Annotated in this window: 22 protein-coding genes and 1 tRNA gene; 21 read left to right on the top strand and 2 right to left on the bottom strand. The window is 63.4% G+C overall.

What is annotated here, in order from left to right; all coding sequences use genetic code 11:
* Window positions 1–79: 79 nt before the first annotated feature.
* From radA to FRF71_RS13600, 8 genes are all read left to right on the top strand, one after another.
* The gene (gene radA / locus FRF71_RS13635; protein ID WP_147091168.1) at window positions 80–1,441 is read left to right on the top strand and encodes a DNA repair protein RadA; all 1,362 of its coding nucleotides are present in this window, start codon (window positions 80–82) and stop codon (window positions 1,439–1,441) included.
* A 10-nt stretch (window positions 1,442–1,451) separates the two neighbouring features.
* Entirely contained in the window at window positions 1,452–1,988 is a 537-nt protein-coding gene (locus FRF71_RS13630) for a CvpA family protein (RefSeq protein WP_147091167.1), read from the top strand.
* 3 nt (window positions 1,989–1,991) lie between these two features.
* Window positions 1,992–2,426 (top strand): iron-sulfur cluster assembly scaffold protein, encoded by a 435-nt coding sequence (locus tag FRF71_RS13625; RefSeq protein ID WP_147091166.1) that lies wholly within the window; start codon window positions 1,992–1,994, stop codon window positions 2,424–2,426.
* A 34-nt stretch (window positions 2,427–2,460) separates the two neighbouring features.
* Complete coding sequence (locus tag FRF71_RS13620; RefSeq protein WP_147091165.1) at window positions 2,461–4,080, top strand: MFS transporter; 1,620 nt, start codon at window positions 2,461–2,463, stop codon at window positions 4,078–4,080.
* A complete protein-coding gene (alr, locus tag FRF71_RS13615) occupies window positions 4,070–5,113 on the top strand; it encodes an alanine racemase (RefSeq protein ID WP_147091164.1) in 1,044 nt (347 codons plus the stop codon). Before FRF71_RS13620 ends, alr begins: the two co-directional genes overlap by 11 nt.
* 90 nt (window positions 5,114–5,203) lie before the next feature.
* Window positions 5,204–5,752: a polyhydroxyalkanoate synthesis repressor PhaR gene (gene phaR / locus FRF71_RS13610; RefSeq protein WP_147091163.1), complete on the top strand. Its 549-nt coding sequence runs from the start codon at window positions 5,204–5,206 to the stop codon at window positions 5,750–5,752.
* A 60-nt stretch (window positions 5,753–5,812) separates the two neighbouring features.
* The gene (locus tag FRF71_RS13605; protein ID WP_147091162.1) at window positions 5,813–7,345 is read left to right on the top strand and encodes an aminoacyl--tRNA ligase-related protein; all 1,533 of its coding nucleotides are present in this window, start codon (window positions 5,813–5,815) and stop codon (window positions 7,343–7,345) included.
* Window positions 7,346–7,349: 4 nt separating this feature from the next.
* Window positions 7,350–9,614: a ribonuclease R family protein gene (locus FRF71_RS13600; RefSeq protein WP_420359383.1), complete on the top strand. Its 2,265-nt coding sequence runs from the start codon at window positions 7,350–7,352 to the stop codon at window positions 9,612–9,614.
* Window positions 9,615–9,621: 7 nt separating this feature from the next.
* On the opposite strand, the gene FRF71_RS13595 is transcribed toward FRF71_RS13600, so the two are convergent.
* Window positions 9,622–10,074 carry a universal stress protein gene (locus FRF71_RS13595; protein ID WP_147091160.1) on the bottom strand — a complete coding sequence of 151 codons (453 nt, stop codon included), beginning with the start codon at window positions 10,072–10,074 and terminating at the stop codon, window positions 9,622–9,624.
* A gap of 127 nt (window positions 10,075–10,201) precedes the next feature.
* On the opposite strand from FRF71_RS13595, the gene FRF71_RS13590 reads away from it, so the two are divergent.
* The 4 genes from FRF71_RS13590 to FRF71_RS13575 are packed head-to-tail and all read left to right on the top strand — an operon-like array spanning window position 10,202 to window position 15,069.
* Window positions 10,202–11,473: a pyruvate dehydrogenase complex dihydrolipoamide acetyltransferase gene (locus tag FRF71_RS13590; RefSeq protein WP_147091159.1), complete on the top strand. Its 1,272-nt coding sequence runs from the start codon at window positions 10,202–10,204 to the stop codon at window positions 11,471–11,473.
* Between the two features lie 30 nt (window positions 11,474–11,503).
* Entirely contained in the window at window positions 11,504–12,916 is a 1,413-nt protein-coding gene (gene lpdA, locus FRF71_RS13585; RefSeq protein WP_147091158.1) for a dihydrolipoyl dehydrogenase, read from the top strand.
* A 6-nt stretch (window positions 12,917–12,922) separates the two neighbouring features.
* The gene (locus tag FRF71_RS13580; protein ID WP_147091157.1) at window positions 12,923–13,294 is read left to right on the top strand and encodes a tRNA-binding protein; all 372 of its coding nucleotides are present in this window, start codon (window positions 12,923–12,925) and stop codon (window positions 13,292–13,294) included.
* A gap of 53 nt (window positions 13,295–13,347) precedes the next feature.
* Window positions 13,348–15,069 carry a flavin-containing monooxygenase gene (locus FRF71_RS13575; RefSeq protein WP_147091156.1) on the top strand — a complete coding sequence of 574 codons (1,722 nt, stop codon included), beginning with the start codon at window positions 13,348–13,350 and terminating at the stop codon, window positions 15,067–15,069.
* Between the two features lie 20 nt (window positions 15,070–15,089).
* Here the strand turns inward: FRF71_RS13575 and FRF71_RS13570 are convergent.
* A tRNA-Ser gene (locus FRF71_RS13570) sits at window positions 15,090–15,179 on the bottom strand.
* A gap of 149 nt (window positions 15,180–15,328) precedes the next feature.
* On the opposite strand from FRF71_RS13570, the gene FRF71_RS13565 reads away from it, so the two are divergent.
* The 9 genes from FRF71_RS13565 to FRF71_RS15485 all read left to right on the top strand — a co-directional run bounded on the left by FRF71_RS13565 (window position 15,329) and on the right by FRF71_RS15485 (window position 23,369).
* Entirely contained in the window at window positions 15,329–16,351 is a 1,023-nt protein-coding gene (locus FRF71_RS13565; RefSeq protein WP_147091668.1) for a lytic murein transglycosylase, read from the top strand.
* Window positions 16,335–17,285 carry a septal ring lytic transglycosylase RlpA family protein gene (locus FRF71_RS13560; RefSeq protein ID WP_147091155.1) on the top strand — a complete coding sequence of 317 codons (951 nt, stop codon included), beginning with the start codon at window positions 16,335–16,337 and terminating at the stop codon, window positions 17,283–17,285. The genes FRF71_RS13565 and FRF71_RS13560 overlap by 17 nt, the downstream gene beginning before the upstream one ends.
* Before the next feature lie 75 nt (window positions 17,286–17,360).
* Window positions 17,361–18,482: a D-alanyl-D-alanine carboxypeptidase family protein gene (locus tag FRF71_RS13555; RefSeq protein ID WP_238339252.1), complete on the top strand. Its 1,122-nt coding sequence runs from the start codon at window positions 17,361–17,363 to the stop codon at window positions 18,480–18,482.
* Window positions 18,479–19,108 (top strand): dTMP kinase, encoded by a 630-nt coding sequence (tmk, locus tag FRF71_RS13550; RefSeq protein ID WP_147091153.1) that lies wholly within the window; start codon window positions 18,479–18,481, stop codon window positions 19,106–19,108. Before FRF71_RS13555 ends, tmk begins: the two co-directional genes overlap by 4 nt.
* Window positions 19,105–20,067: a DNA polymerase III subunit delta' gene (locus FRF71_RS13545; RefSeq protein WP_147091152.1), complete on the top strand. Its 963-nt coding sequence runs from the start codon at window positions 19,105–19,107 to the stop codon at window positions 20,065–20,067. The genes tmk and FRF71_RS13545 overlap by 4 nt, the downstream gene beginning before the upstream one ends.
* Before the next feature lie 26 nt (window positions 20,068–20,093).
* A complete protein-coding gene (gene metG / locus FRF71_RS13540; protein WP_147091151.1) occupies window positions 20,094–21,659 on the top strand; it encodes a methionine--tRNA ligase in 1,566 nt (521 codons plus the stop codon).
* Window positions 21,659–22,435: a TatD family hydrolase gene (locus FRF71_RS13535; protein ID WP_147091150.1), complete on the top strand. Its 777-nt coding sequence runs from the start codon at window positions 21,659–21,661 to the stop codon at window positions 22,433–22,435. Before metG ends, FRF71_RS13535 begins: the two co-directional genes overlap by 1 nt.
* Window positions 22,432–23,199, top strand: a complete 768-nt coding sequence (locus FRF71_RS13530; protein WP_147091149.1) for an MBL fold metallo-hydrolase — start codon at window positions 22,432–22,434, stop codon at window positions 23,197–23,199. Before FRF71_RS13535 ends, FRF71_RS13530 begins: the two co-directional genes overlap by 4 nt.
* Entirely contained in the window at window positions 23,196–23,369 is a 174-nt protein-coding gene (locus tag FRF71_RS15485; protein WP_161597978.1) for a hypothetical protein, read from the top strand. Before FRF71_RS13530 ends, FRF71_RS15485 begins: the two co-directional genes overlap by 4 nt.
* Window positions 23,370–23,388 lie beyond the last annotated feature (19 nt).

The following is a 23,388-nucleotide window of genomic DNA, read 5'->3' as shown; positions in this document are numbered from 1 at the left end:
TTTAGGGCTGCAACGAAACCTCGTTACAAAACAATCCACGCGCCTTGCGTTCCTGCTTCGTTCCGGTTATCGGTCGACCATGGCCAAGCCCAAACGCCGCTATATCTGCCAGGCCTGTGGTAGCGTCAGCTTTCGCTGGCAGGGTCAGTGTGCGGACTGCGGCGAATGGAACACGCTCAGCGAGGAGGCACCGGAAACGGTCTTTTCGGCCAAGCACGATCTTTCGGGCGGCGGTCGGAAGATTGATTTCGAACCGCTCGACAAGCCCGGTGAAAAGCTGGTCCGGCGCAGCACCGGCATTGCTGAGTTCGATCGCGCGCTGGGCGGCGGGCTGGTGCCTGGTTCGGCGGTATTGATGGGCGGCGATCCGGGGATCGGCAAATCGACCTTGCTGATCCAGGCCGCGGCGCAGATGGCGCGGGCTGGGGGTGAGGTTGTCTATATCAGCGGCGAGGAAGCGGCCGGGCAGGTCCGCCTGCGGGCTGAGCGCCTGGGGCTGGCCGATGCGCCGATCCGTCTGGCCTCGGCTACTTCGGTTCGTGACATCCTGACGACGTTGGGCGGCATGGCCCCGCCGGCGCTGGTGGTGATCGATTCTATCCAGACCATGCACTCTGACCAGATTGAGGGCGCACCCGGCACGGTCAGCCAGGTTCGTGCCTCGGCCTTTGAGCTGATCCGCTTTGCCAAGGAATGCGGCTGCGCGCTCGTGCTGGTGGGCCACGTTACCAAGGATGGCTCGATCGCCGGGCCCCGCGTGCTGGAGCACATGGTCGATGTGGTCATGAGCTTTGAAGGAGAGCGCAGCCACCAGTACCGGATCCTGCGCAATCTCAAGAACCGCTTCGGTCCCGTCGACGAAATCGGGGTCTTCGCGATGGCTGGGCAAGGGTTGGAAGAGGTAGGCAACCCATCATTGCTTTTCCTGTCGGGCCGCGAGAACCCGGTTCCAGGCAGCGCAGTCTTCCCGGCGATGGAAGGGACCCGCCCGGTGCTGGTGGAGATCCAGGCCCTGATCGTACGGCTCGCCAGCGGAGCCACGCCGCGCCGCGCTGTGGTCGGTTGGGACAATGGCCGGATGGCCATGTTGCTGGCCGTGCTGGAGGCGCGCTGCGGGCTCAACTTCTCTTCTTGCGAAGTGTACCTCAATGTGGCGGGCGGATATCGGCTCGGTGACCCGGCTGCCGATCTGGCAGTAGCGGCGGCGCTTATTTCAGCCCTGGCTGACCGGCCGCTGCCCAATGACGCAGTCTGGTTCGGTGAAGTTTCGCTGGCCGGGGAAGTGCGACCCGTGGCGCACGGCGGGTTGCGTCTCAAGGAGGCGGCAAAGCTGGGATTTACTAAGGCCTTCGGCCCGGGTGACGGTACAGGCATGGCCAAAGGCCATCGCGAGGTAACCTTACTCCGGAATCTCGTTGACCAGGTGATGGGCGGGTCATAGATTTGAAACCATGACTGGTTTTGACATCGCTGTGCTGGTCTTGGTCGGGCTGGGCGCAATCACGGGTTTTATGCGCGGCTTCGTGCAAGAGATTTTGGCGCTTTCGGCCTGGGTCATCGCGCTGTTCACAATCCACAATCTGCATACGCCGCTGTCGGCTGCGCTGGTTCCCTATGTCGGCAGCGAATCCGGGGCGACCGTGTTGGCCTTCGCCCTGCTGCTGCTGGTGCCCTATGCGATCGTCAAACTCGTTGCCAACCGGATGGGTGAAGCCAGCCGCGAATCGGTGCTAGGTCCGATCGATCGCCTGCTCGGTTTCGGGTTCGGCGCAGTCAAAGGCATGGTAATCACCGTGCTGGCCTTTTCGGTGCTGGTGCTGGGTTATGACACCGTTTGGGGCATTGGCGGTCGGCCGACCTGGATCACGCAGGCCCGCGCCTATCCATTCGTCAATGCCAGCAGCGAAGCCTTGGTCAAGATGATTGCCGAGCGCCGCAAGGAAGCGGCCGAGGCCGAAGCCAAGCGCCTGGGCAAAGACAAATCCTGATCGTTGAGTAGCACTACTAACCTCTACACGCGCGAAGTCCTCGCGCTGGCAACCAGCCTCAGCCAGTGGCCTCACGATCCAGGCCTGCCCCTGCAGGGCGCAGTGCGTTCGCAAACATGCGGCAGCGCGGTAACGCTTGGCCTGGCAGTTGGTGAAGCGGGCGCGATCACCGGCATTGGGCTGAAGGCTCAGGCCTGCGCCATCGGTCAGGCCAGTGCTGCGCTGTTCGCAGCGCAAGCAATTGGTCACGATGAGAACAGCCTGCGCACCGCGCTCCGCGAAATTCGCACCTGGCTGAATAAGGGCGGTGATTTGCCCGCTTGGCCGGGCTTCGCCACGATCGCTGCCGCGCGAGACTATCCGGCCCGCCATGGCGCGATCACGCTTGCCTGGCAAGCCGCGCTGGAGGCGCTTTCCAGCGCGCCAAAGCCCGGCTAGAGGGCAGCTAACGAGATAAACTACAGGGGAAGCCATGGCCACGCAGACCGTTCACCACGAGCCCTCCGCCTCCGACATGCGCCTGGTAATCGGCGCCTCATCGGCCGGCACCGTGTTCGAATGGTATGACTTCTTCATCTACGGCGCGCTCGGCGCGATCCTGTCGAAGACCTTTTTTCCGACCGGCAATGCCACACTGGAAATGCTGCTGTTCTGGCTGGTCTTCGCGGTCGGCTTTGGCTTCCGCCCGCTGGGAGCGATCCTGTTTGGTTACCTGGGTGACAAGCTGGGGCGCAAGTACACGTTCCTGGTCACCGTAACGCTGATGGGGATCGCGACGGCCGGCGTTGGCCTGATCCCGGCAGCATCGGAAATCGGTCTGTGGGCACCGGCCATCGTGATCCTGTTGCGGATCCTGCAAGGCCTGGCACTTGGCGGGGAGTACGGCGGGGCTGCGATCTATGTCGCGGAGCATTCCCCTTTCAGTCGGCGCGGTTACTTCACCAGCTATATCCAGGCCAGCGTGGTCGGCGGCTTCGTTCTCAGCCTGATCGTCGTGCTGGGTTGCAAGGCGGCGATGAGTCCCGAAACCTGGAACGCCTGGGGTTGGCGCGTGCCTTTCCTGCTCAGCCTGCTGCTATTGGCGATCTCGCTGTGGATGCGCTTCAAGCTCTCCGAAAGCCCGGTCTTCCAAGCGATGAAGGAGGCGGGCGAAACTGCGGGCAACCCCTTCGTTGAAAGTTTCACCTATCCCGGCAACAAGAAGCGCATCTTCATCGCCCTGTTCGGCATTGCCGCTGGCCTGACCGTGATCTGGTACACCGCGATGTTCTCAGGGCTGTCTTTCCTGCAGAATGCGATGCACGTGGAGAGCACCACGGCGGAAATCATCGTTGGCATCGCGGCGCTGATCGGGATGGGCTTCTACATCTATTTCGGCAGCCTTTCGGACCGCATCGGGCGCAAGAAGCCGATCGTGATCGGCTATGTCCTGACCCTGCTGCTGTTGTTCCCGACCTTCTGGTTCATCGGCTCGGTCGCCAAGAACCCGGCACAGCACGCCTCGATCGAGTGGACCATCCGCGGCAGCGACTGCTCCTATGATCCGTTTTCCACCAAGCAGAAGACCCAGTGCGGCAAGCTGATGGGCGATTTTGCCGGAGCCGGGATCGGCTATACCCTTGACCAGGGTGACAAGCTTGAACTTGTGATGGGCGGCACGGAAGTGATCGCGCTTGATGGGCTCAACTGGGACGATGCCAAGGCCCGCAAGGCTGAGATCGAGGCGCGCGTCGGCAAGACGGTGTTCAATTTCGAGAAGCACAAGCCCAGCCTTGGCCAATCCGCGCTGATCATTGCCGCGCTGCTGGTGCTCATGGCGCTTTCGGCGGCAACCTATGGCCCCGTCGCGGCGCTGCTGGCGGAAATGTTCCCACCAAAGGTCCGCTACAGCTCGATGTCGATCCCCTATCATATCGGCACCGGCTATTTCGGGGGCTTCCTGCCCTTCATCGCCAGCTTCATCGTTGCGCGCACCGGCGATCCCTATTCAGGGCTGTGGTACACCTGGGGCGTCGTGCTGATGGCATTGATTGTCGCCTGGTGGGGCTTGCCGGACGGAAGGCCGCGCGATTTCACTGACGATGTTGCCTGAACTGCCGCCAGCCACGCTGCGCCTCGCGATCGACCGTGATGCGCTCGCCGCCAACTGGCGCGCGCTGGATCGGCTGTCAGGACAGGCAAGCGCGGGGGCCGCAGTAAAGGCGGATGCCTACGGACTTGGCGTTGCAGTTGCTGCGCCAGTCCTGCGCGAGGCAGGCTGCCGTGACTTCTTCGTGGCGCATTGGCAGGAGGTACCGGCGCTGCTGGAGCATGTTCCGCCTGCCGCAGTCGCTGTGCTGCATGGCCCGTTGACTGCTGCCGATGCAGCATTTGCGAAGACCTGTGGTGTGCGTCCTGTCATCAACTCGCTGCTCCAGGCGCAACGCTGGATTGAGGCTGGCGGCGGCCCCTGCGACCTGATGATCGATACGGGTATCAATCGCATCGGGTTAAGCCTTGGCGATCTGCCTGACCCTGTGATTGCTCAGCTTGAGATCGATGTGTTGCATTCGCATCTCGCTTCGGCTGACGAAGATTCCGCACAAAATGCTGCGCAGCAAAGTCGCTGGAATGCTGCACGCGGCGTTTTGCAGCATAAGCGGGCCAGCCTTGCGAACAGCGCTGGTATCACGCTTGGTCCCGACTATCACGGCAATCTGACAAGACCAGGACTGGCGCTATATGGCGGTGTTCCTTGCGCGGCACTTGCGGGCGAGATCAGCCAGGTTGTCGCGCCCGAGGCGGCCTTACTCCAGGTACGGAACATCGCGGCGGGCGAGAGTGTTGGTTACAACGCGACCTTCGTTGCGCCCCGTGCCATGCGGATTGGCGTAATCAGTCTGGGCTATGCCGATGGTTATCTGCGTGCCTGGTCAGGCAAAGGCATGCTGCGCAGTATGGGCCGGTCAGTCTCCGTGATTGGGCGCGTTTCGATGGACATGACCGTGGTCGATCTGACTGCCACGCCAGACCTGCGCGAAGGAGACTGGCTCCGCGTTGATTACAGCCTGCCTGAAGCCTCCTCGGCAACGGGCCTGTCGCAATACGAGCTCCTGACGCTGCTGGGCCGCCGTTTCGCGCGCTAGGCTACTGCTGCTGTGCAGCATGACTCATGTTGCATTGCCGTTGTTGCGGGTGCTAACAGTGCTGCAACTGCACAGGCAAAGGGGAACCTCATGGCCCAGGCCAAAGGCGATACCGTAATCATCAAGAAGTACGCCAACCGGCGGCTCTACAACACCCAGTCATCGAGCTACATCACGCTGGAGCACCTCGCGAAGATGACGCGTGAGGGGGTGGAGTTCAAAGTGCTCGATGCCAAGACCGGGGCTGACATTACCCACCAGATCCTGACCCAGATCATCATGGAAGAGGAAAGCTCAACCGGTGAGCAGATGCTGCCGGTGAACTTCCTGCGCCAGCTGATCGGAATGTACGGCAATTCGATGCAGAGCCTGGTGCCGCATTACCTCGAAGCCTCGATGGAGAACTTCCGCTCCAACCAGGCCAAGCTGCGCGAGGCCTTCGAAACCAGCCTCGGCAACAATCCGCTGGCCAAGTTGGCCCAGCGGAACCTTGAGATGTTCAAGGCGGCGGCATCAGCCTTCGTTCCGGGCCTGGCAGACAGCAAGCCCGCCAGCGGCGAAAGCAAGGACGACGAAATCGCCCAGCTCCGGGCCCAGATGGCCGCAATGCAGAAGAAGCTCGACGAACTCAGCAAGTAGGCCTCTACGCAGGTTGACGCCGCTTGCCGGGGCGAGGGCGCTCCGCTATCGCGCCGCCCCATGAAGCACGCTCTTTCCGTCACCCGCGCCGACGATTTCGCCCAATGGTATCAGGAAGTCATCTCCGAAGCAGAGATGGCCGAGGAAAGCGGCGTGCGCGGCTGCATGGTAATCAAGCCATGGGGCTATGGCATATGGGAGCGGATCCAGCACCTGATGGATGCGCGGATCAAGGCCGCCGGCGTGCAGAACTGCTATTTCCCGCTGTTCATCCCGCTGTCCTACTTCGCCAAGGAGGCCGAGCACGTTGACGGCTTTGCCAAGGAAATGGCGGTCGTCACGCATCACCGCCTGATCCAGGATGGCAAGGGCGGGCTGGTGCCCGATCCGGAAGCCAAGCTGGAAGAGCCGCTGATCGTCCGCCCGACCTCCGAAACGGTGATCGGCCAGGCGATGAGCCGCTGGATCCAGTCGTGGCGCGATCTGCCGCTGCTGACCAACCAGTGGGCCAACGTCGTTCGCTGGGAAATGCGCACCCGCATGTTCCTGCGCACCAGCGAATTCCTTTGGCAGGAAGGGCACACCGCGCACGCCAACCGCGACGATGCCATGGCGGAAACGCTCCGCGCGCTAGAGATGTACCGCAGCCATGCCGAGGACGATCTCGCCATGCCGGTAATCGCCGGCGAGAAGCCGGAGAACGAGCGATTCCCGGGCGCCGTTGCGACCTATTCGATCGAAGCGATGATGCAGGATGGCAAGGCGCTCCAGGCCGGCACCTCGCACTATCTCGGCACCGGCTTCGCTGAGGCGGCAAATATCCGCTACCAGGACAAAGAAGGCAGCCAGCAGCTTTGCCACACCACCTCGTGGGGCGTTTCGACCCGCCTGATCGGCGGCGTGATCATGACGCATGGCGATGACGACGGCCTGCGCGTGCCGCCGCGCATCGCGCCGCACCAGATCGTGATCCTGCCGATGCTGCGCGAGGACGATGGCGACGAAGCCCTGCTGGCCTATTGCGAGGAGCTGCGCGCTGCACTCGCCAGCCAGTGGGCGCTGGGCGAGCCGGTTCGCGTGCTGCTCGACAAGCGGGCCGGCAAGGCCACGGCCAAGCGCTGGGGCTGGGTCAAGAAGGGCGTGCCACTGATCCTTGAAATCGGTGGCCGCGATGCTGCTGGCGGCCAGGTTTCGGCCGTGCGCCGTGACCGGCTGTACCGCGAGGATGGCAAGGTCAACTTCGTCGGCCAGTCGCGCGAGGACTTCCTCGCCGCTGCTGCTGGTGAACTTGAGGACATCCAGCGCACACTCCATGCCGAGGCCACCGCGCGCCGCGATGCTCAAATCCACCGTGGTGTAACTGACTTGGCCGGACTCGAAGCTTTCTTCAGCGCCGACCAGCGCTATCCGGGCTGGGTCGAAGTGCTTTGGTCGCGCCCGACTGGCGCGGCGCTGGAAGCCGTGGTCGCAAAGCTCAAGGCGCTCAAGCTGACCATCCGCAATACGCCGATGAACGGAGAGCCGGTCAGCGGCACCTGCCTGTTCACCGGCGAGCCAGCGGTGGAACGTATCTTCGTCGCTCGGGCTTACTGACTTGGTGAAACGAACCAAGCCTGAACCCGGCCTACCGAGCCGCCAGCAGATCCTGGATTTCATCGCGAACAGCGAAGACCCGGCCGGCAAACGGGAGATTGCCCGCGCTTTTGGCCTCAAGGGCCAGGAGAAGATCCAGCTCAAGGCCCTGCTCAAGGATATGGCCGAGGAAGGCCTGATCGACGGCAATCGCACGGCCTTTCACCGCATGGGCGGCGTGCCCAAGGTAACCGTGCTGCGCGTGGTCGGGACGGAAGACGGCGAGGCCCTGGCCGTTCCCGATACCTGGCAGCCGGAAGAAGCCGTGCCGCCACCGCGCCTGCGCCTGATCGAGCAGCGCAAGCAGCCCGCCTTGCGTGTTGGTGACCGGGTGCTCGCCCGAACCGAGGAAACCGCCACGGGCTGGATTGCCCACCCGATGAAGAAACTGCCGGCCCGGACCGAGCAAATCATGGGCGTGGTGGAAATCGACGGCACGGGGAAGGGCTGGCTCGCGCCGGTCGACAAGCGGGAACGTCATTCGCAGCCGATCGCCGACCTGGGCGGGGCCGAGGCGGGTCAGCTTGTCCTTGCCGAGCCAGCCGGACGCAGCCCGCGCTCTGGCGTCAAGGTGACCGACGTGCTCGGCGATCCACTGGCACCCAAGGCCTTCAGCCTGATTGCGATCCACAAGCACGGCATCCCTTTTGCATTCTCGCCTGAAGCGATCGAGGAAGCGCAGCGCGCTGCCAAATTGCCGCTAAGCCAGGATCGCCGCGAGGACTTGCGGCACCTGCCGATTGTCGCGATCGATCCAAGTGACGCGCGCGACCATGACGATGCGATCTGGGCAGAGCCCGACGGAGAAGGGGGCTACCGCGCGCTCGTCGCCATTGCCGATGTCAGCTTCTATGTCCGTCCCGGCGGGGCGCTGGATCGTTCAGCGCGGGAACGCGGCAACTCGGTCTATTTCCCGGATCGAGTCGTGCCGATGCTGCCGGAAGTGCTGAGCGCCGATGTCTGCTCGCTGCGAGCGGGCGAAGATCGTGCCGCCATGGCCTGCCATCTGACCATTGCCGCCAATGGCAAAGTCACCGACTGGCGCTTTACCCGCGCGCTGGTGCGGATTGACGAGGTCATTGAGTACGAAGAGGCCCAGCGCCGGATCGACGAAGGTGATGCTGCGCCGCACCTGGTCAACCTGTGGGATGCCTGGCGCGCGCTGGAACGTGCCCGGACGGACCGCGATCCGCTTGACCTTGACCTGCCCGAGCGCCGGGTCAAGCTAGACGAGGCTGGCCGGATCACCGAAATCGCGCTGCGCGAACGGCTCGATGCGCACCGCGTGGTCGAGGATTTCATGATCGCGGCGAATGTGGCTGCAGCCAAGGCGCTCGAAAGCAAGGTCGCCCCGATCGTGTACCGCATCCACGAGCCGCCGAACCGCGAAAAGCTGGTCGCGCTGAAGGACTATCTTGCCACGTTCGAGCGCAAGCTGGCGTTGGGCCAGGTGATCACGCCCGGGCTGTTCAATCGCCTGCTCAAGGATGTGGCAGACGAGGCTGAGAAGGCGCTAATCATGGAAGCCGTGCTGCGCAGCCAGACCCAGGCCTATTATGGCCCGCGCAATGCCGGGCACTTCGGCCTGGCGTTAGGCTCCTACGCGCATTTTACGTCGCCAATCCGCCGCTATGCTGACCTTCTGGTCCACCGGGCGCTGGTCGATGGCTTTGGGCTGGAACAGCCGGAACCGAAGGGTGATTTGCCGCCGCGTTCGGGCCTGTCCGACCGCGACCGCAACGACCTCTCACGGATCAGCGATGCGATCAGCGCGGCCGAACGCCGGGCGATGGAGGCTGAGCGAGAAACGATCGATCGCTATGTCGCCGCCTGGCTGTCAGCGCGGGTGGGCGAGGTGTTCGAATGCCGGGTGACCGGCGTGCAGAAGTTCGGCCTGTTCGCCACGATCATAAGCCTGGGCGGCGATGGCCTGGTCCCCGTTTCAACGCTGGGTGACGAACGCTTCCACTTTGACGAACGCGCCAAGGTGCTGGTGGGCGACAGTGGCCATACGCGCTTCGCCATGGGGGATCGCCTGCGCCTGCGCTTGGCTGAAGCCAATCCGCTGACTGGCGCATTGAAGTTTGAACCGGAAGATCACGTAGGCGCGCCGATTGAGCCGCGCGGGCGACCGGTGCAGATGCCGCTAAAGAAGCGCGGGAAGCACCTGGTCGGTCAGCGCGGTCGGCCGGGCAACATTCGGCACCAGGGCCGCGGCAAAAAGCGATAGGGCAGGGTTAGCCGAGCCGCTCGAGGTCGGCGTCGCTGATGTTGCCGGGGATCACATAGACGGGGCAAGGCAGTTGCCCGGCGATCCCGACAAAGTGATTTACCAGTGGACCGGGTCCGCCATTTGCCGCTGCACCCAGTACCAAGGCGGAAACCTCTGGGTGTTTGGCCAGGTATTCGCGGATTACCGCCACGCCTTCGCCCTGGCGGACAGAGATAGTGGGCGGGTGCGGACTGTCGCCCATCACTGATCCGGCGGCGCTGGTCACCAGCGCCTCGGCCCGGACGCGGGCTTCCTCCTCGATGGTAGCCTGGATGCCGCCGAAGGCGACGAAGGGCTGGCGCGGGATCAGGGCGAGCAGATGGATGGACCCGCCCGTGCGCGCCGCACGCCGGGCGGCAAAGCGCAAGGCAACACCGGCCTCATCGGTCTCATCCATGATCACCAGATAGACACGCATCGGCCGGCCCCTTCTGGCGGCTATCATATCCGCTACAATCGTATTCCGCGCAAGAACCTTGCCCTTGGGCGCAGTTTTGGCCAGAGACGTAACGGCAAATCACTCCCCAGCAGGACTTACCCGACCGATGCCGATCGAGATCAAGATGCCCGCCCTCTCGCCCACGATGGAAGAGGGCACCCTCGCCAAATGGCTGGTGAAGGTTGGCGACAAGGTTTCATCCGGTGACATCATGGCCGAGATCGAGACCGACAAGGCGACGATGGAATTCGAAGCCGTGGACGAAGGCACGATTGTCGCCATTTCCGTTCCGGAAGGTTCCGAAGGCGTGAAGGTTGGCGCGGTGATCGCCACGCTCGCGACCGACGATGAGGACGCAGCACCGGCTGCGCCCAAGGCAGCCGCACCGGCTCCCAAAGCAGAGGCTGCTCCAGCACCCGCCCCGGTTGCTGCCCCGGCACCGGCCCCAGTCGCTGCCACGCCAAAGGCTAGCGCCGAGGACCGCGTTGTTGCCTCGCCCCTCGCGAAACGGCTTGCGGCTGAACTGGGCGTTGACCTCTCCAAGGTGACCGGCACTGGCCCCAACGGTCGGATCGTCAAGGCTGACATCGAGGCGGCCGCTGGTGGCGCCGTTGCGCCGTCCTCGCCAGCACCCGTTGCCGCGCCCGCTGCTGCTCCGGCTGCACTTGCTGCCGTTCCGGACTTCGGCATCCCTTATGAAGCCGAAAAGCTCAACAATGTCCGCAAGACCATCGCTCGCCGCCTTACCGAGGCTAAGCAGACCATTCCGCACATCTATCTCACCGTCGATGTCCGGCTTGATGCCCTGCTCAAGCTGCGCGGCGAGCTGAACAAGGCGCTTGAGCCGCAGAGCGTGAAGCTCTCGGTCAATGACCTGATGATCAAGGCCCTCGCCAAGGCGCTAGAGATCGTGCCCAAGTGCAACGTCAGCTTCGCGGGGGATGAACTGCGCAAGTACTCGCGCTCGGACATCTCGGTCGCCGTCGCCGCGCCTTCGGGCCTGATCACGCCGATCATCGTCGATGCGGGCGCCAAGTCGGTCTCCCAGATCTCCAAGGAAATGACGGCGCTCGCCGGCAAGGCCCGCGAGGGCAAGCTGCAGCCGCATGAATACCAGGGCGGCACGGCCAGCCTCTCCAACCTGGGCATGTTCGGGATCAAGCAGTTCGACGCCGTGATCAACCCACCACAGGCAATGATCCTGGCCGTCGGTGCGGGCGAACAGCGACCCTATGTGGTCGATGGCGCGCTCTCGGTCGCCACGGTCATGTCAGCCACGGGCAGCTTCGATCACCGCGCAATCGACGGAGCCGATGGCGCCGCACTGATGCAGGCCTTCAAACAGCTAGTGGAACAGCCCCTCGGGCTGCTTGCATAAGCCAGACCAAGACAAATTTCGGAGAGTTCGATGTCTGAACAGTACGACGTCATTGTCCTTGGTTCGGGACCGGGCGGCTATGTCGCGGCGATCCGCTGCGCGCAGCTTGGCCTGAAGACCGCCATCGTCGAGCGCGAGAACCTGGGCGGGATCTGCCTCAACTGGGGCTGTATTCCCACCAAGGCGCTGCTGCGTTCGGCCGAGGTGCTGCACAACATGAAGCACGCCGCTGCCTATGGCCTGGCGGCCGACAATATCCGCGCCGACCTGGATGCAGTGGTGAAGCGCAGCCGCGGTGTGGCCAAGCAGCTCAACCAGGGCGTCACCCACCTGATGAAGAAGAACAAGATCACCGTGCACATGGGCACCGGGGTCCTGAAGGGGGCAGGCAAGCTGGAAGTTACCGGTGACAAGGGCACCGAGACCCTCACCGCCAAGCACATCATCGTCGCCACCGGCGCACGGGCCCGCGACCTGCCTTTCGCGCCGGCTGACGGCAAGCGCGTCTGGACCTATCGCCACGCGATGGTTCCGCAGGAACTGCCGAGCAAGTTGCTGGTGATCGGTTCCGGCGCGATCGGGATCGAGTTCGCCAGCTTCTACAATGATATGGGCAGCGAAGTTACCGTTGTCGAAATGATGGACCGGATCGTGCCGGTTGAGGATGCCGATGTTTCGGCCTTCCTCGAGAAGGCGCTGGTCAAGCAGGGCATGACGATCATGACTGGCGCCGGGGTCGAGAAGCTCGACGTTACCGCCTCAGGCGTGCAGGCCGCGATCAAGGGCAAGGACGGCAAGGTCGTTACCAGTGATTTCAGCCACGTGATTGTCGCGGTCGGCATCGTTCCCAACACCGAGAACATCGGCCTGGAAGCGCTGGGCGTGAAGGCCGAGCGCGGGATTATCGCGATCGACGATCACGGCCGCACCAATGTGAAGGGCCTTTGGGCGATCGGCGACGTTACGCCCGGCCCGTGGCTCGCCCACAAGGCCAGCCATGAAGGTGTGATCGCGGCGGAAAGCATCGCCAAGGAACTGGGCAACAAGGATGTCCACCCCCACGCGATGGACCGTCGCAACATCCCTGGCTGCACCTATTGTCACCCGCAGGTCGCCTCGGTCGGCCTGACTGAGGCCAAGGCCAAGGAGGCCGGGCACGAGGTCAAGGCCGGGACCTTCCCCTTCATTGGCAACGGCAAGGCGATCGCGCTGGGTGAGCCGGAAGGCTTCATCAAGACCGTATTTGACGCCAAGACTGGCGAACTGCTGGGCGCCCATATGGTCGGCGCGGAAGTGACCGAGCTGATCCAGGGCTATGTCGTTGGCAAGACGCTCGAGACGACGGAAGCTGAATTGATGGCCACAGTCTTCCCTCACCCGACGCTCAGCGAGATGATGCACGAAAGCGTCCTCGCCGCTTACGGGCGCGCGCTGCACATTTAAGCCGCGATGCACGTCACGCATTCGCCAGGCGATCCCGCGGCCGATCCGATCACCTTCGAGGATTTCCTCAAGGTCGATGTACGGGTCGGCCGGGTGGTTACGGCCGAAGCCTTTCCGGAAGCACGCAAGCCGGCCTACAAGCTGACGATCGATTTCGGGCCGACGATCGGCGTCAAACGCTCCTCGGCCCAGATCACCGAACACTATGCGCTGGAAGATCTTCCGGGCCGCCTGGTTGCCGCCGTGGTCAACTTCCCCCCGCGCCAGATCGGCAAATTCATGTCCGAGGTGCTGACCCTGGGCTTTCCGGACGAGCGCGGCGCTGTGGTGTTGTTCGCACCGGATAAGGCGGTGCCAATCGGCGGACGGCTGTTTTGACAGTGCCGGCTACGCTCCGGGCAGGCTAGGCCTCGGAGCGAAGAGGAGGCAGTGTGACGGACGTAGCAGCATGGCTGGGCAGCTTTGAGCGGGCTCTGGCAGACAACCAGCCGGACCTGATCGCGAACCTTTTCCTCGAAACGGGGCTGTGGCGCGATTTCCTGGCCTTCGACTGGACGCTCGCAACCCATGAAGGACGGGACGCGATCGCCGAGTTCGCCAAATCCCGGGCTGCCCTTACTGCTCCATCGAACTGGACCACCGAAGCGGCTGCCGGCGCCAGCGAAGGCCTTATCGCCTTTGAGACGGCGATTGGGCCGGGCCAGGGTTATGTACGGCTAGTCGATGGCAAGGCACTCAGCCTGTTCACCATGCTTAGCGATATCAGAGGGCACGAACTCCCGCTGCGCCAACGCCGAGTGAGCGGGCTTATCGCGGACGCGGAGGGACGCAACTGGCAGGATCTGCGCCAGGCCGACCGCGATACCATTGGCGTCTCGCGTGAACCCTATGTCCTGATCGTGGGTGCCGGCCAGGCTGGCTTGGCGCTTGGCGCAACCTTGCGGCTGCTAGGTGTGCCGCACCTGCTGATCGATAAGCATCCGCGTGTCGGCGACCAATGGCGATCACGCTACATGTCGCTGACGCTGCATGATCCGGTCTGGTACGATCATATGCCGTACCTGCAGTTTCCGGACCACTGGCCGGTCTACACCCCCAAAGACAAAATGGGCGACTGGCTGGAGCTCTATGCTGCGGCCATGGAACTCGACGTCTGGACCGGAACGGAGCTGAAGTCTGCCCGACCGACCGACGCGGGTTGGACCGCCACGGTGGTCCGGGAAGGTGAGGAGCGGGAACTGAAGCCCAGCCATGTCGTGATGGCCTTGGGCAATTCCGGCTTCGCCCGTATTCCCGAAATTCCCGGCGCAGAGAGCTTTCGCGGCGCACAGTACCACTCCAGCGCGCACCGCGGGGGGGAAGGACTGGCGGGCAAACGGGTTGTCGTGATTGGTGCCAATAACAGCGCTCACGACATCTGCGCAGACCTGGTCGAGCATGGTGCCTTCCCGGTGATGATCCAGCGATCCTCAACGCACATCATCCGTCAGTCGACCATGACCGACGTCATGCTTAAGCCGCTGTATTCGGAACAGGCTGTTGAAGCTGGCATGACGGTCGAGCGTGCTGACCTGATCAGCGCTTCCGTGCCCATCCGCTTGCAGGAAATCGGCAGCCGTCAGGCCTGGGCTCGGATTCGAGAGGCGGAGGCCCCGTTCTACAACCGACTCGAAGCCGCCGGCTTCAAGCTGGATTTCGCCGAGGACGGAGCGGGCATTGCCGGCAAGTACCTTCGTTCGGGCTCAGGCTACTACATCGATGTTGGCGCCTGCGAGATGATCGTCGATGGCCGTATCGCGCTCCGTTCTGGTCATGATGTCGCAAGAATTGTTCCGGACGGAATCGAACTGGCTGATGGCGAGCACATCGCGGCAGACATGATCATCTACGCAACCGGCTTCGGCGCGATGGAGGAATGGGTCTCGCGGCTTATCGGGCCGGACGTGGCGGAGCGGATCGGCCGCTGCTGGGGTTACGGCTCTGGCTACCGCGGGGATCCAGGGCCTTGGGAAGGCGAACTGCGCAATATGTGGAAGCCGACAGCGCAGCAGGGGCTCTGGTTCATGGGCGGTAACCTGGCCCAGGTACGGTTCTACAGCCGTCTGCTTGGTATGCAGCTAAAGGCACGGCTTGAGGGCCTGGTCGTCGCCTAGCTGCCAAAGCGCGCGAGGAATGGCGGACAGGGTGGGATTCGAACCCACGGTGAGCTTGCACCCACGGCGGTTTTCAAGACCGCTGCCTTAAACCACTCGGCCACCTGTCCTTGGCAACGCCCGCTAGCGGCAAAGCGCGGGATTGTCACGCCCGATGGATTTTCAGAATCGTCTGCGCTGTGCCAAAGTTGGGCCGATGAGCTTGCTGCGCCGAATCTGGATTGCTTTTCCGCTGGGTGTGGCAGCCGCGGCGTTCTCGATGCCGTCAGCGTCGCAGGTCGGGCCAGAGCCAGACGTTGCAATTCCTGTGGTTCAAGCTGTGCCGGCTTCGCCTGCCCCTGACCCTGGCTTTCAGTCTTATCTTCAACTTGTTGCGGCCAAGGCGCGGGGGCAGGGTGTCAGTCAGCAAGCGGTCGACAGCGTGCTTGGCGGACTAACCTACAATCCGCGCGTCGTTTCGCTTGATCGGGCTCAACCGGGCTCGAACCCGGGCACGCCGCCGCCATTCTCTGATTATTACGAGCGGCATATCGGAGCGGCCCGGATCAACGGTGGTCGCAATGCCCTGGCCGAAAACCTTGATCTGGTCCGGCAGATGGAGGCGCAGTACGGCGTCCCGGCCAAGATGATCGTTGCGATCTGGGGCAAGGAAACCTTCTACGGCCGGATCAAGGGTGACTTCGATCTGGCCCGATCACTGGCCACACTTGCCTATGAAGGGCGCCGCCGGGAGCTGTTCGAGGGCGAGCTGATCGCGTTGATGAAGATGATCGATCGCGGCGTGCCCCGGTCGCGAATGCTGGGGTCCTGGGCCGGGGCCTTTGGCAATCCGCAGTTTCTGCCCTCGGTGTTCTTGCGGGTTGCACGCGATGGTGACGGCGATGGCGATGCCGATATCTGGAATGACCGCGCCGATACCTTCGCTTCGATTGCGAACTATTTTCGCGATGCCGGGTGGCGAGCGGGTGAGCCCTGGGGTGTTCGGGCTTCGGCGCCGGCCAGTCTTGATCGCAGCCAGTTAGGTACGCAGCTGCAATCGCCGGCCTGCCCGCGCGTCCATGCCCGGCATTCACAATGGAAGACGGTTGCTGAATGGCGCGCACTTGGCGTCGTTCCACTGGGCGGCATTGCTGATGCGACCATGGCAACGCTGTTCGAACCGGACGGAGTGGGTAACGGCGCCTTCCTTTTAACCGGTAATTATCGGGTTATCCTGCATTACAACTGCTCGAACTACTACGCGCTGTCCGTGGGGTTGCTTGCAGATGAGATTGCCCGTTAGCCGAAACCTGCCGCATGCGGCGCTGATCCTGTTGCTGGCCGCGGGCGCACCTGGCTTCGCGAAGGATCGTCCGGCGCCCCTGCCAGCAAACGGCCCCCAATCGGACTATCCGATGGTCCTTGGCCAACCCTTTGTTGTCGATGGCGTGACCTACACGCCCGCAGATACGCTCAATTACGACGTCGTAGGCCACGCTGCTGCTTCGAGCGAAGGTGGTGATGCCATTACTGCCAGCCATCGGACCTTGCCGCTGCCTAGTTATGTCGAGATCACCGCGCTTGAAACCGGACGGACGATCCTGGTTCGGCTGGAACGGCGCGGCCCGATGACCGGCAATCTGCTGACCGAGCTCTCGCCGGGTGCGGCGGCGCAGCTTGGGATCGCCGGGCAGGCCAAGGCTCCGGTGCGCGTGCGCCGGGTCAATCCGCCCGAGCCCGAACGCGCAGAATTGCGCGCCGGCCGCACGGCACCAGCCCGGATGGATACGCCGCCGTCACTGCGGGCGGTGCTGATGCGCCGGCTTGAGCAACAGGGACCAGGCGTCCAGGTCTCGCGCCCAAGCCCGATGGTGATGCCAGACAAGGTGCCGCCCGTTCCAGTTGGCGGTCCCGTTTCGCAGGCCATCCCCGCCGGATCGGCGCCGGTCACCAAGCCTGTGCCAGCAATGGCCAGGCCCGAAACCAAGCCGGCCTTGAAGCCGGCCTCGGCCGCCAAGGCTCCGGATAAGGGTGCGTGGCTGGTGCAGGTCGGTGCCTTTTCCTCCCGGCCGCGCGCCGAGGCGATCGCGAAGGCCGTTGGCGGTGAAGTTACGGCAGCTGGCGCGCTGTGGCGCGTTAGGATAGCCAACCTTGCCACAACGGCCGCCGCCGATGCGGCGCTGGCGAAGGCCAGGGCTGCAGGCTATACCGACGCCAGGATTCAGCGCGCCGACTGACCTGTTCTGTGGCGCGGCAGATGCGCCGAGGAAAGATTGGCTAACCCACTGGTTTTGTTTGCAATCGCTGCTGGCGTGCTGGCTTTGCCTGCGCGTGCCGGTGATCCTGCAGGCCCGCCCATACCTGCCAGCGTAAGATCGGCACCAATTGCTCTTCTGGTCGATCTTTCGGCTGGCCAGACGCTTTATGCCCATCAAGCCGAGCGCCGCTTTCGACCTGCCTCAATGACCAAGGCGATGAGCGCGCTGGTGGCGTTTGATCTGATCAAGATCGGCAAGCTTGATGAAGAGGCCATCGTTGTGGTCGATCCAGGCCTGGCTGCGCAATGGGCGGGCAAAGGGACGACGCTTTCCCTGCGGGCTGGCGAAAGGCTGCCGGTCAAGCGTTTGATTGAAGGCATGATCACGGCGTCTGCCAATGACGCGACAGAAGTGCTGGCACACCACGCTGCTGGCAGCCGGGGCAAGTGGTTAGCCTTGATGAATGCGCGGGCCAGCTCGCTCAGCATGACCGACAGCACATTCGCCAGCCCCAGCGGTTGGCCCGATGGCGGCAAGACGCAGGTGACCGCGCGTGACATGGTACGCCTCGCCCGCGCGCTGATCGAGGACCACCCGGAGCTTTACCGGCGATACTTCGGCCACCCGGTGATGACCTGGCGCGGCACGCAGCTGGCCAGTCGCAATCCCCTGGCTGGCCGGTTCAAGGGCGCGGACGGGATCAAGACTGGCCACACCAGCGAAGTTGGCTACAACTTCCTCGGCGCGGCGGTGCGCGATGGACGCCGGCTCGTACTGGTGATCGGCGGCGCGCCGAGCGAGGCTACGCGGGCGGCTGCGGCGCAGGGTCTGGCCGAATGGGGCTTTACCGCCTGGGATAGCCGCCAGCTCGTTCGGAAAGGGCAGGTCGTGGGCCGGGCATTGGTTCAAGATGGATCTGCCCCGGCCGTTGACCTGGTGCCATTGCGCGACTGGCGTTTGACGGTGCCGCACGGCAGCACGGCCAGGGTTACCACCCGGATTGTCTATCGCGGCCCGCTGGGAGCCCCGATCGAAGCCGGGCAGGTGGTTGCCGGGCTTGAGGTAACGGTGCCCGGTCTGCCGCCGCACGACATTCCGCTGGCAACGGGACAGCGGGTAACGCGGGCAGGACCGTTCGACAGGATGGTCAATGGCCTGCTAGGGCTGCTGCCATGATACGTGGGAAGTTTATTGCTCTTGAGGGCGGCGAAGGGGCCGGAAAAAGCACGCAAGCGCGGTTGCTGGCTGATGCCCTGCGTTCTCGCGGTGAGACCTGCGTCATCACCCGCGAGCCGGGCGGCACTGCCGGTGCTGAGGCAATCCGCGGCCTGCTGCTCGGTACCGAAGGGGAGGGGTGGCATCCCCGCGCCGAAGCCTTGCTGTTTGCTGCCGCGCGCTCCGATCATGTCGAACGCCTGATCGTACCGGCACTTGCGCGCGGTGACTGGGTCATCTGCGATCGCTTTGTCGATTCAAGCCGGGCCTATCAGGGCGGCGGCGGCGGCCTCTCTGACGCCGAGGTGCTGGAGCTCCACCAAATCGGTAGCGGAGGATTGCTGCCGGACCTGACCTTGCTGATCGAGGTTGCGCCGGAAATTGTGACACAGCGGCTCGCCGCGCGTGATGGCGATCAGGCAGACCGGATCGGCGGGCGCGATGCCAGCTATCATGCCGCGGTCGCCGCTGCCTTCCGCCGGTTCGCCGAGGCGGAGCCAGGCAGGTTCGCCCGGATCGATGGCAACGGAAGCGCTGAAGTGGTTCACGCAGCCGTGATGGCGGCGCTTGGGCCGGTTCTGCCATGAGGCTGCGCGGCCACGATGCCGCCTGGGCGGAATGGCGCGCGGCGCTGGGTTCTGAGCGGATGCATCACGCCTGGATTCTTGCCGGGCCGCGCGGGCTGGGCAAGGGACTGTTCGCCCGCGCTGCGGCGGCCGAACTGGTAGCAGAACCGGGCTTGCCGCAGCCGTCTGCTGATCGCCACCCCGATATCCTGATCCCGGAGCATCCGCCCGAGAACAAGGATGAAGAGAAGAAGCGTGCTGACGGACAAGAGGATGTCCGCCGCAAACGCTCGATCCCGATCGACGAGATCCGGACTGTGCAACACCGGCTGACCACGCGGCCAACGCTTGGCAGCCGTCGCGCTGTGATCATCGATCCGGCCGACGACCTTGAAAAGGGTGCGGTCAATGCTCTGCTGAAAAGCCTCGAAGAGCCACCTGTCGGGACCTTCTTCCTCCTGGTGGCGCACCGCCCAGGGCGCTTGCTTCCGACGATCCGTTCGCGCTGCCGGATGCTGCGCTTTGCTCCGCTGGGTGACGCAGATGTCGAGGCTGTCTTGCGAGATGCCGCGCCCGAGGCCGATCCCGCGGCCCGCGAAGCCGCCGTTGCGGCCGCCCAGGGTGCGCCTGGCGTAGCCTTGGAGTTTCTTGATCAGGATCTGGGTGCGATCCTTAAGGCAATGCAGGCGATCCTGGCGCGCGGCGACGACGATTTTGCCCTGCGGGGCATCCTTGCGGGCGAGATCGGTGCGCGCCCGGATCGAGACCGGATGCAGGCAGTCGTCGAACTTGCCCGCGCCGTAGTTGCCGCCGATCTGGCCAATGCGCCTCGTCCCCGCCAGGCGCGGATCATTACGGCGCATGCCGAGCTGGTCCGTCTGGCCGGGCAATTGCCGACCTACAACTTCGATCCCGGCCTCGCTGCCATGGAAATTGGCGGGTTGCTGGCCTCCGCCGCGATGCCTAGAGAGGCCGCGTAACTCAGCCAGAAAGATTGCAAACGGCCATGGCCGAACCATTCTATATTACCACCGCGATTGCCTATCCGAACGGCCGACCGCATATCGGCCACGCCTATGAAGCGATTGCAGCCGATGCCATTGCGCGCTTTCAACGCGCGATGGGCCGCGACGTCCGCCTAGTCACGGGGACAGACGAACACGGCTTGAAAATGGATCAGACGGCGCGCAAGCTGGGCCGCGACACACTTGAATTTGCAACGGAAATGTCGAATTATTTCCGTGAAATGTGCGCCACTCTTAACATTAGCTATGATGCTTTCCGGCGGACTACGGAAGAGCAGCACAAGGCGGCCTCGATCGCGATCTGGCAGGCGATGGAAGCCGCTGGCGATCTCTACCTGGACCGCTACGAAGGCTGGTATTCCGTCCGTGACGAGGCCTTCTATGACGAAAGCGAGCTAACGGACGGGGAAGGGGGGCAACGTCTTTCACCGCAGGGCACACCGGTGGAGTGGACGGTTGAGGAGAGCTGGTTCTTCCGCCTGTCGAAATATCGCGATTATCTGATCGAGCTTAATGAAAGCCCCGGCTTTCTGGAGCCCGAAAGCCGCCGCAACGAAGTGCTGGCCTTCCTGAAGGGCAACGAACTGCGCGATCTGTCCGTGTCGCGCACCAGCTTTGACTGGGGCGTCCCGGTGCCAGGTAGCCCGGGACACGTGATGTACGTTTGGGTCGATGCCTTGACGACCTACCTGACCGGGATCGGTTTCCCCGCTCGCGATGGCGAATTCGCCCGGTTCTGGCCGGCCAATCTGCATCTGATCGGCAAGGACATCGTCCGGTTCCACACGGTCTACTGGCCAGCCTTCCTTAAGAGTGCGGGCCTCCCAGCGCCAAAGGCGGTGTTCGGACACGGCTTCCTGCTGCATCGCGGCGAGAAGATGTCGAAGTCGCTCGGCAACGTGGTCGATCCGTTGGAACTAGCGGAGCGCTTTGGCGTCGATCAGCTGCGCTATTTCCTGCTGCGCGAGGTCAGCTTCGGCCAGGACGGCTCCTATTCTGCTGAGGCTATTGTCACGCGCTGCAACGCCGAATTGGCCAACAGTTTCGGCAACCTGGCCCAACGGGTGCTGTCGCAAGTGTTCAAGAACTGCGATGGCTATCTCCCTGAAATATCAGGGCATACAGAAGAAGATAATGCACTGTTCGAGCTGGTCCAGCGTGTCGTTGGTCGCGAGATGCCAGAAGCATTCGCTGCGTTGGCGTTGAACCAGGGGATCGAAGCCTGGATGTCGGCCGTCTTTGCCTGCAACGCCTATATCGACAGCCAGGCTCCTTGGGCGCTCAAGAAGACCGATCCCGCCCGGATGCAAACCGTGCTGGCGACACTGTATATCGCCATCGCGCAGCTTGGCACGGCGATCCTGCCGATCATCCCGGGCAGCGCCGGCAAATTGCTCGATGCGATGGGCATTGCGGCAGACTTGCGAAGCTATTCCGGGATCCAGTCACATTGGTATTCGCCGTTGGCGGAAAGCGGCTTCCGGCTCGATCAGCCGGTCGGTCTGTTCCCGCGCCTGGAACTGCCGGCCGACGAGGCCGCCGACTGATGTTGATCGATTCGCACTGTCACCTTGAATACAAGGGTCTCGTTGAGGATCAGGCAGGTGTGCTGGCGCGCGCGCGGCAGGCCGGAGTGGGGGGCTTCCTCTCGATCTCGACTCGCCAGCGCGAATGGGCACAGGTCATCGCCACGGCTGAGCGCGAGGCGGACGTCTGGGCCAGTGTCGGTATCCACCCGCATGAGGCCGATGGCCATGCTGATCTGGGGGAAGCGGCCTTGCTCGAGGCGGCGGAACACTCGCGCGTAATTGCAATCGGCGAGACGGGCCTCGATTACTATTACGACCATTCCGACCGTGCGACCCAGCAGGCCCTGTTTCGGCGGCATATCGCCGTCAGCCGCGCCACAGGCCTGCCGATCATCATCCATACCCGCGATGCCGAAGACGATACGGCCGCCATCTTGCAGGAAGAGATGGAGCGGGGGGCCTTTCCGGCGCTGATCCACTGTTTCACGGCTTCGGCGGACTTCGCCCGGATCGTACTCGATCTGGGGCTGACCATTTCGCTGTCGGGTATCGTGACATTCAAAAATGCCCGGGACTTGCAGGCTATCGCTGCAGCGGTTCCGGAGGATCGTTTGCTGGTTGAAACCGATGCCCCGTTCCTTGCGCCGGTGCCCAACCGCGGCAAAGTCTGCGAGCCGGCCTTCGTGGCCGACACGGCACGCTTTGTGGCAGACCTGCGGGGTATAACCACAGAGACATTGGCTGAGACGACAACGGCAAACTTCCGCCGCCTGTTCAACAAGGCTGCGCTATGAAGCTGCTGATGCTAGGCTCCGGCACCTCGACCGGGGTGCCGCGGATTGGCAATGACTGGGGCCTGTGCGACCCCAACGAGCCGAAAAATCGCCGCACCAGAGCTTCTATCATCGTTGAAAGCGCGGCCGGGCAGCGCATTCTGGTCGATACCTCAACCGACCTGCGGGCCCAATTTCTCACCAACGGCATAGACCGGATCGATGCGGTGTTCTGGACCCATGACCACGCCGATCATGTCCATGGCATAGATGACCTGCGCCCCCTACGCTACGGTCGTGGCGGGCCCATCCCAGGCTATGCGATCGGCGAGACGGTGCGCCGGCTGCGCCAGCGGTTTGATTACGTCTTTGCCGGTCAATACGGCTACCATACGATTGTCGAGCTCGACACGCTGGACCGGCTGCGAATTTGTGCTGGGTTCGGGATCCGCCATTGCCAGATGCCGCACGGACCGGCGCAGACTACCGCCTTGCGATTTGATTGTGACGGAAAAACAATCGGTTATGCGACAGACTTCAGCGCGATTACGCGTGAGATGGTCGATCTTTTCACCGAAGTGGACCTGTTGGTTGTCGATTGCCTGCGCCGCGAGCCGCATCCGACTCATGCATGTCTGGGCCTGGCACTCGAACTGGTTGAGGCCACCCGCGCGCGACAGGCCGTTTTGACCCATCTCGACAAATCAATGGATTATGCGACCTTGTCGGGCGAGGTGCCGTCGCACGTTGCGGTGGGCTTTGACGGTCTGGAGATTGTTCTGTGACGACGACCGCGCAGATCGTTGCAATCATATCGGTGCTTGCCAGCTTGTTTCTGGTCACGCGCGGTTTTCGCAGTCATGGCTTGTCGATCAACCAGACAGTGAAGATGGCGTTGATTTGGGCAGCTATCATTTCGGTAGGGACCCTGCTGATTAGCCGTCTCGCCGGATAGAGCGCCATTTTATTTTACA

The sequence above is a fragment of the Novosphingobium ginsenosidimutans genome (genome assembly GCF_007954425.1).
GTDB lineage: Bacteria > Pseudomonadota > Alphaproteobacteria > Sphingomonadales > Sphingomonadaceae > Novosphingobium > Novosphingobium ginsenosidimutans.
The sequence above is the reverse complement of the archived record's forward strand: the minus strand, read 5'-3'. Positions and strand labels throughout refer to the sequence as shown.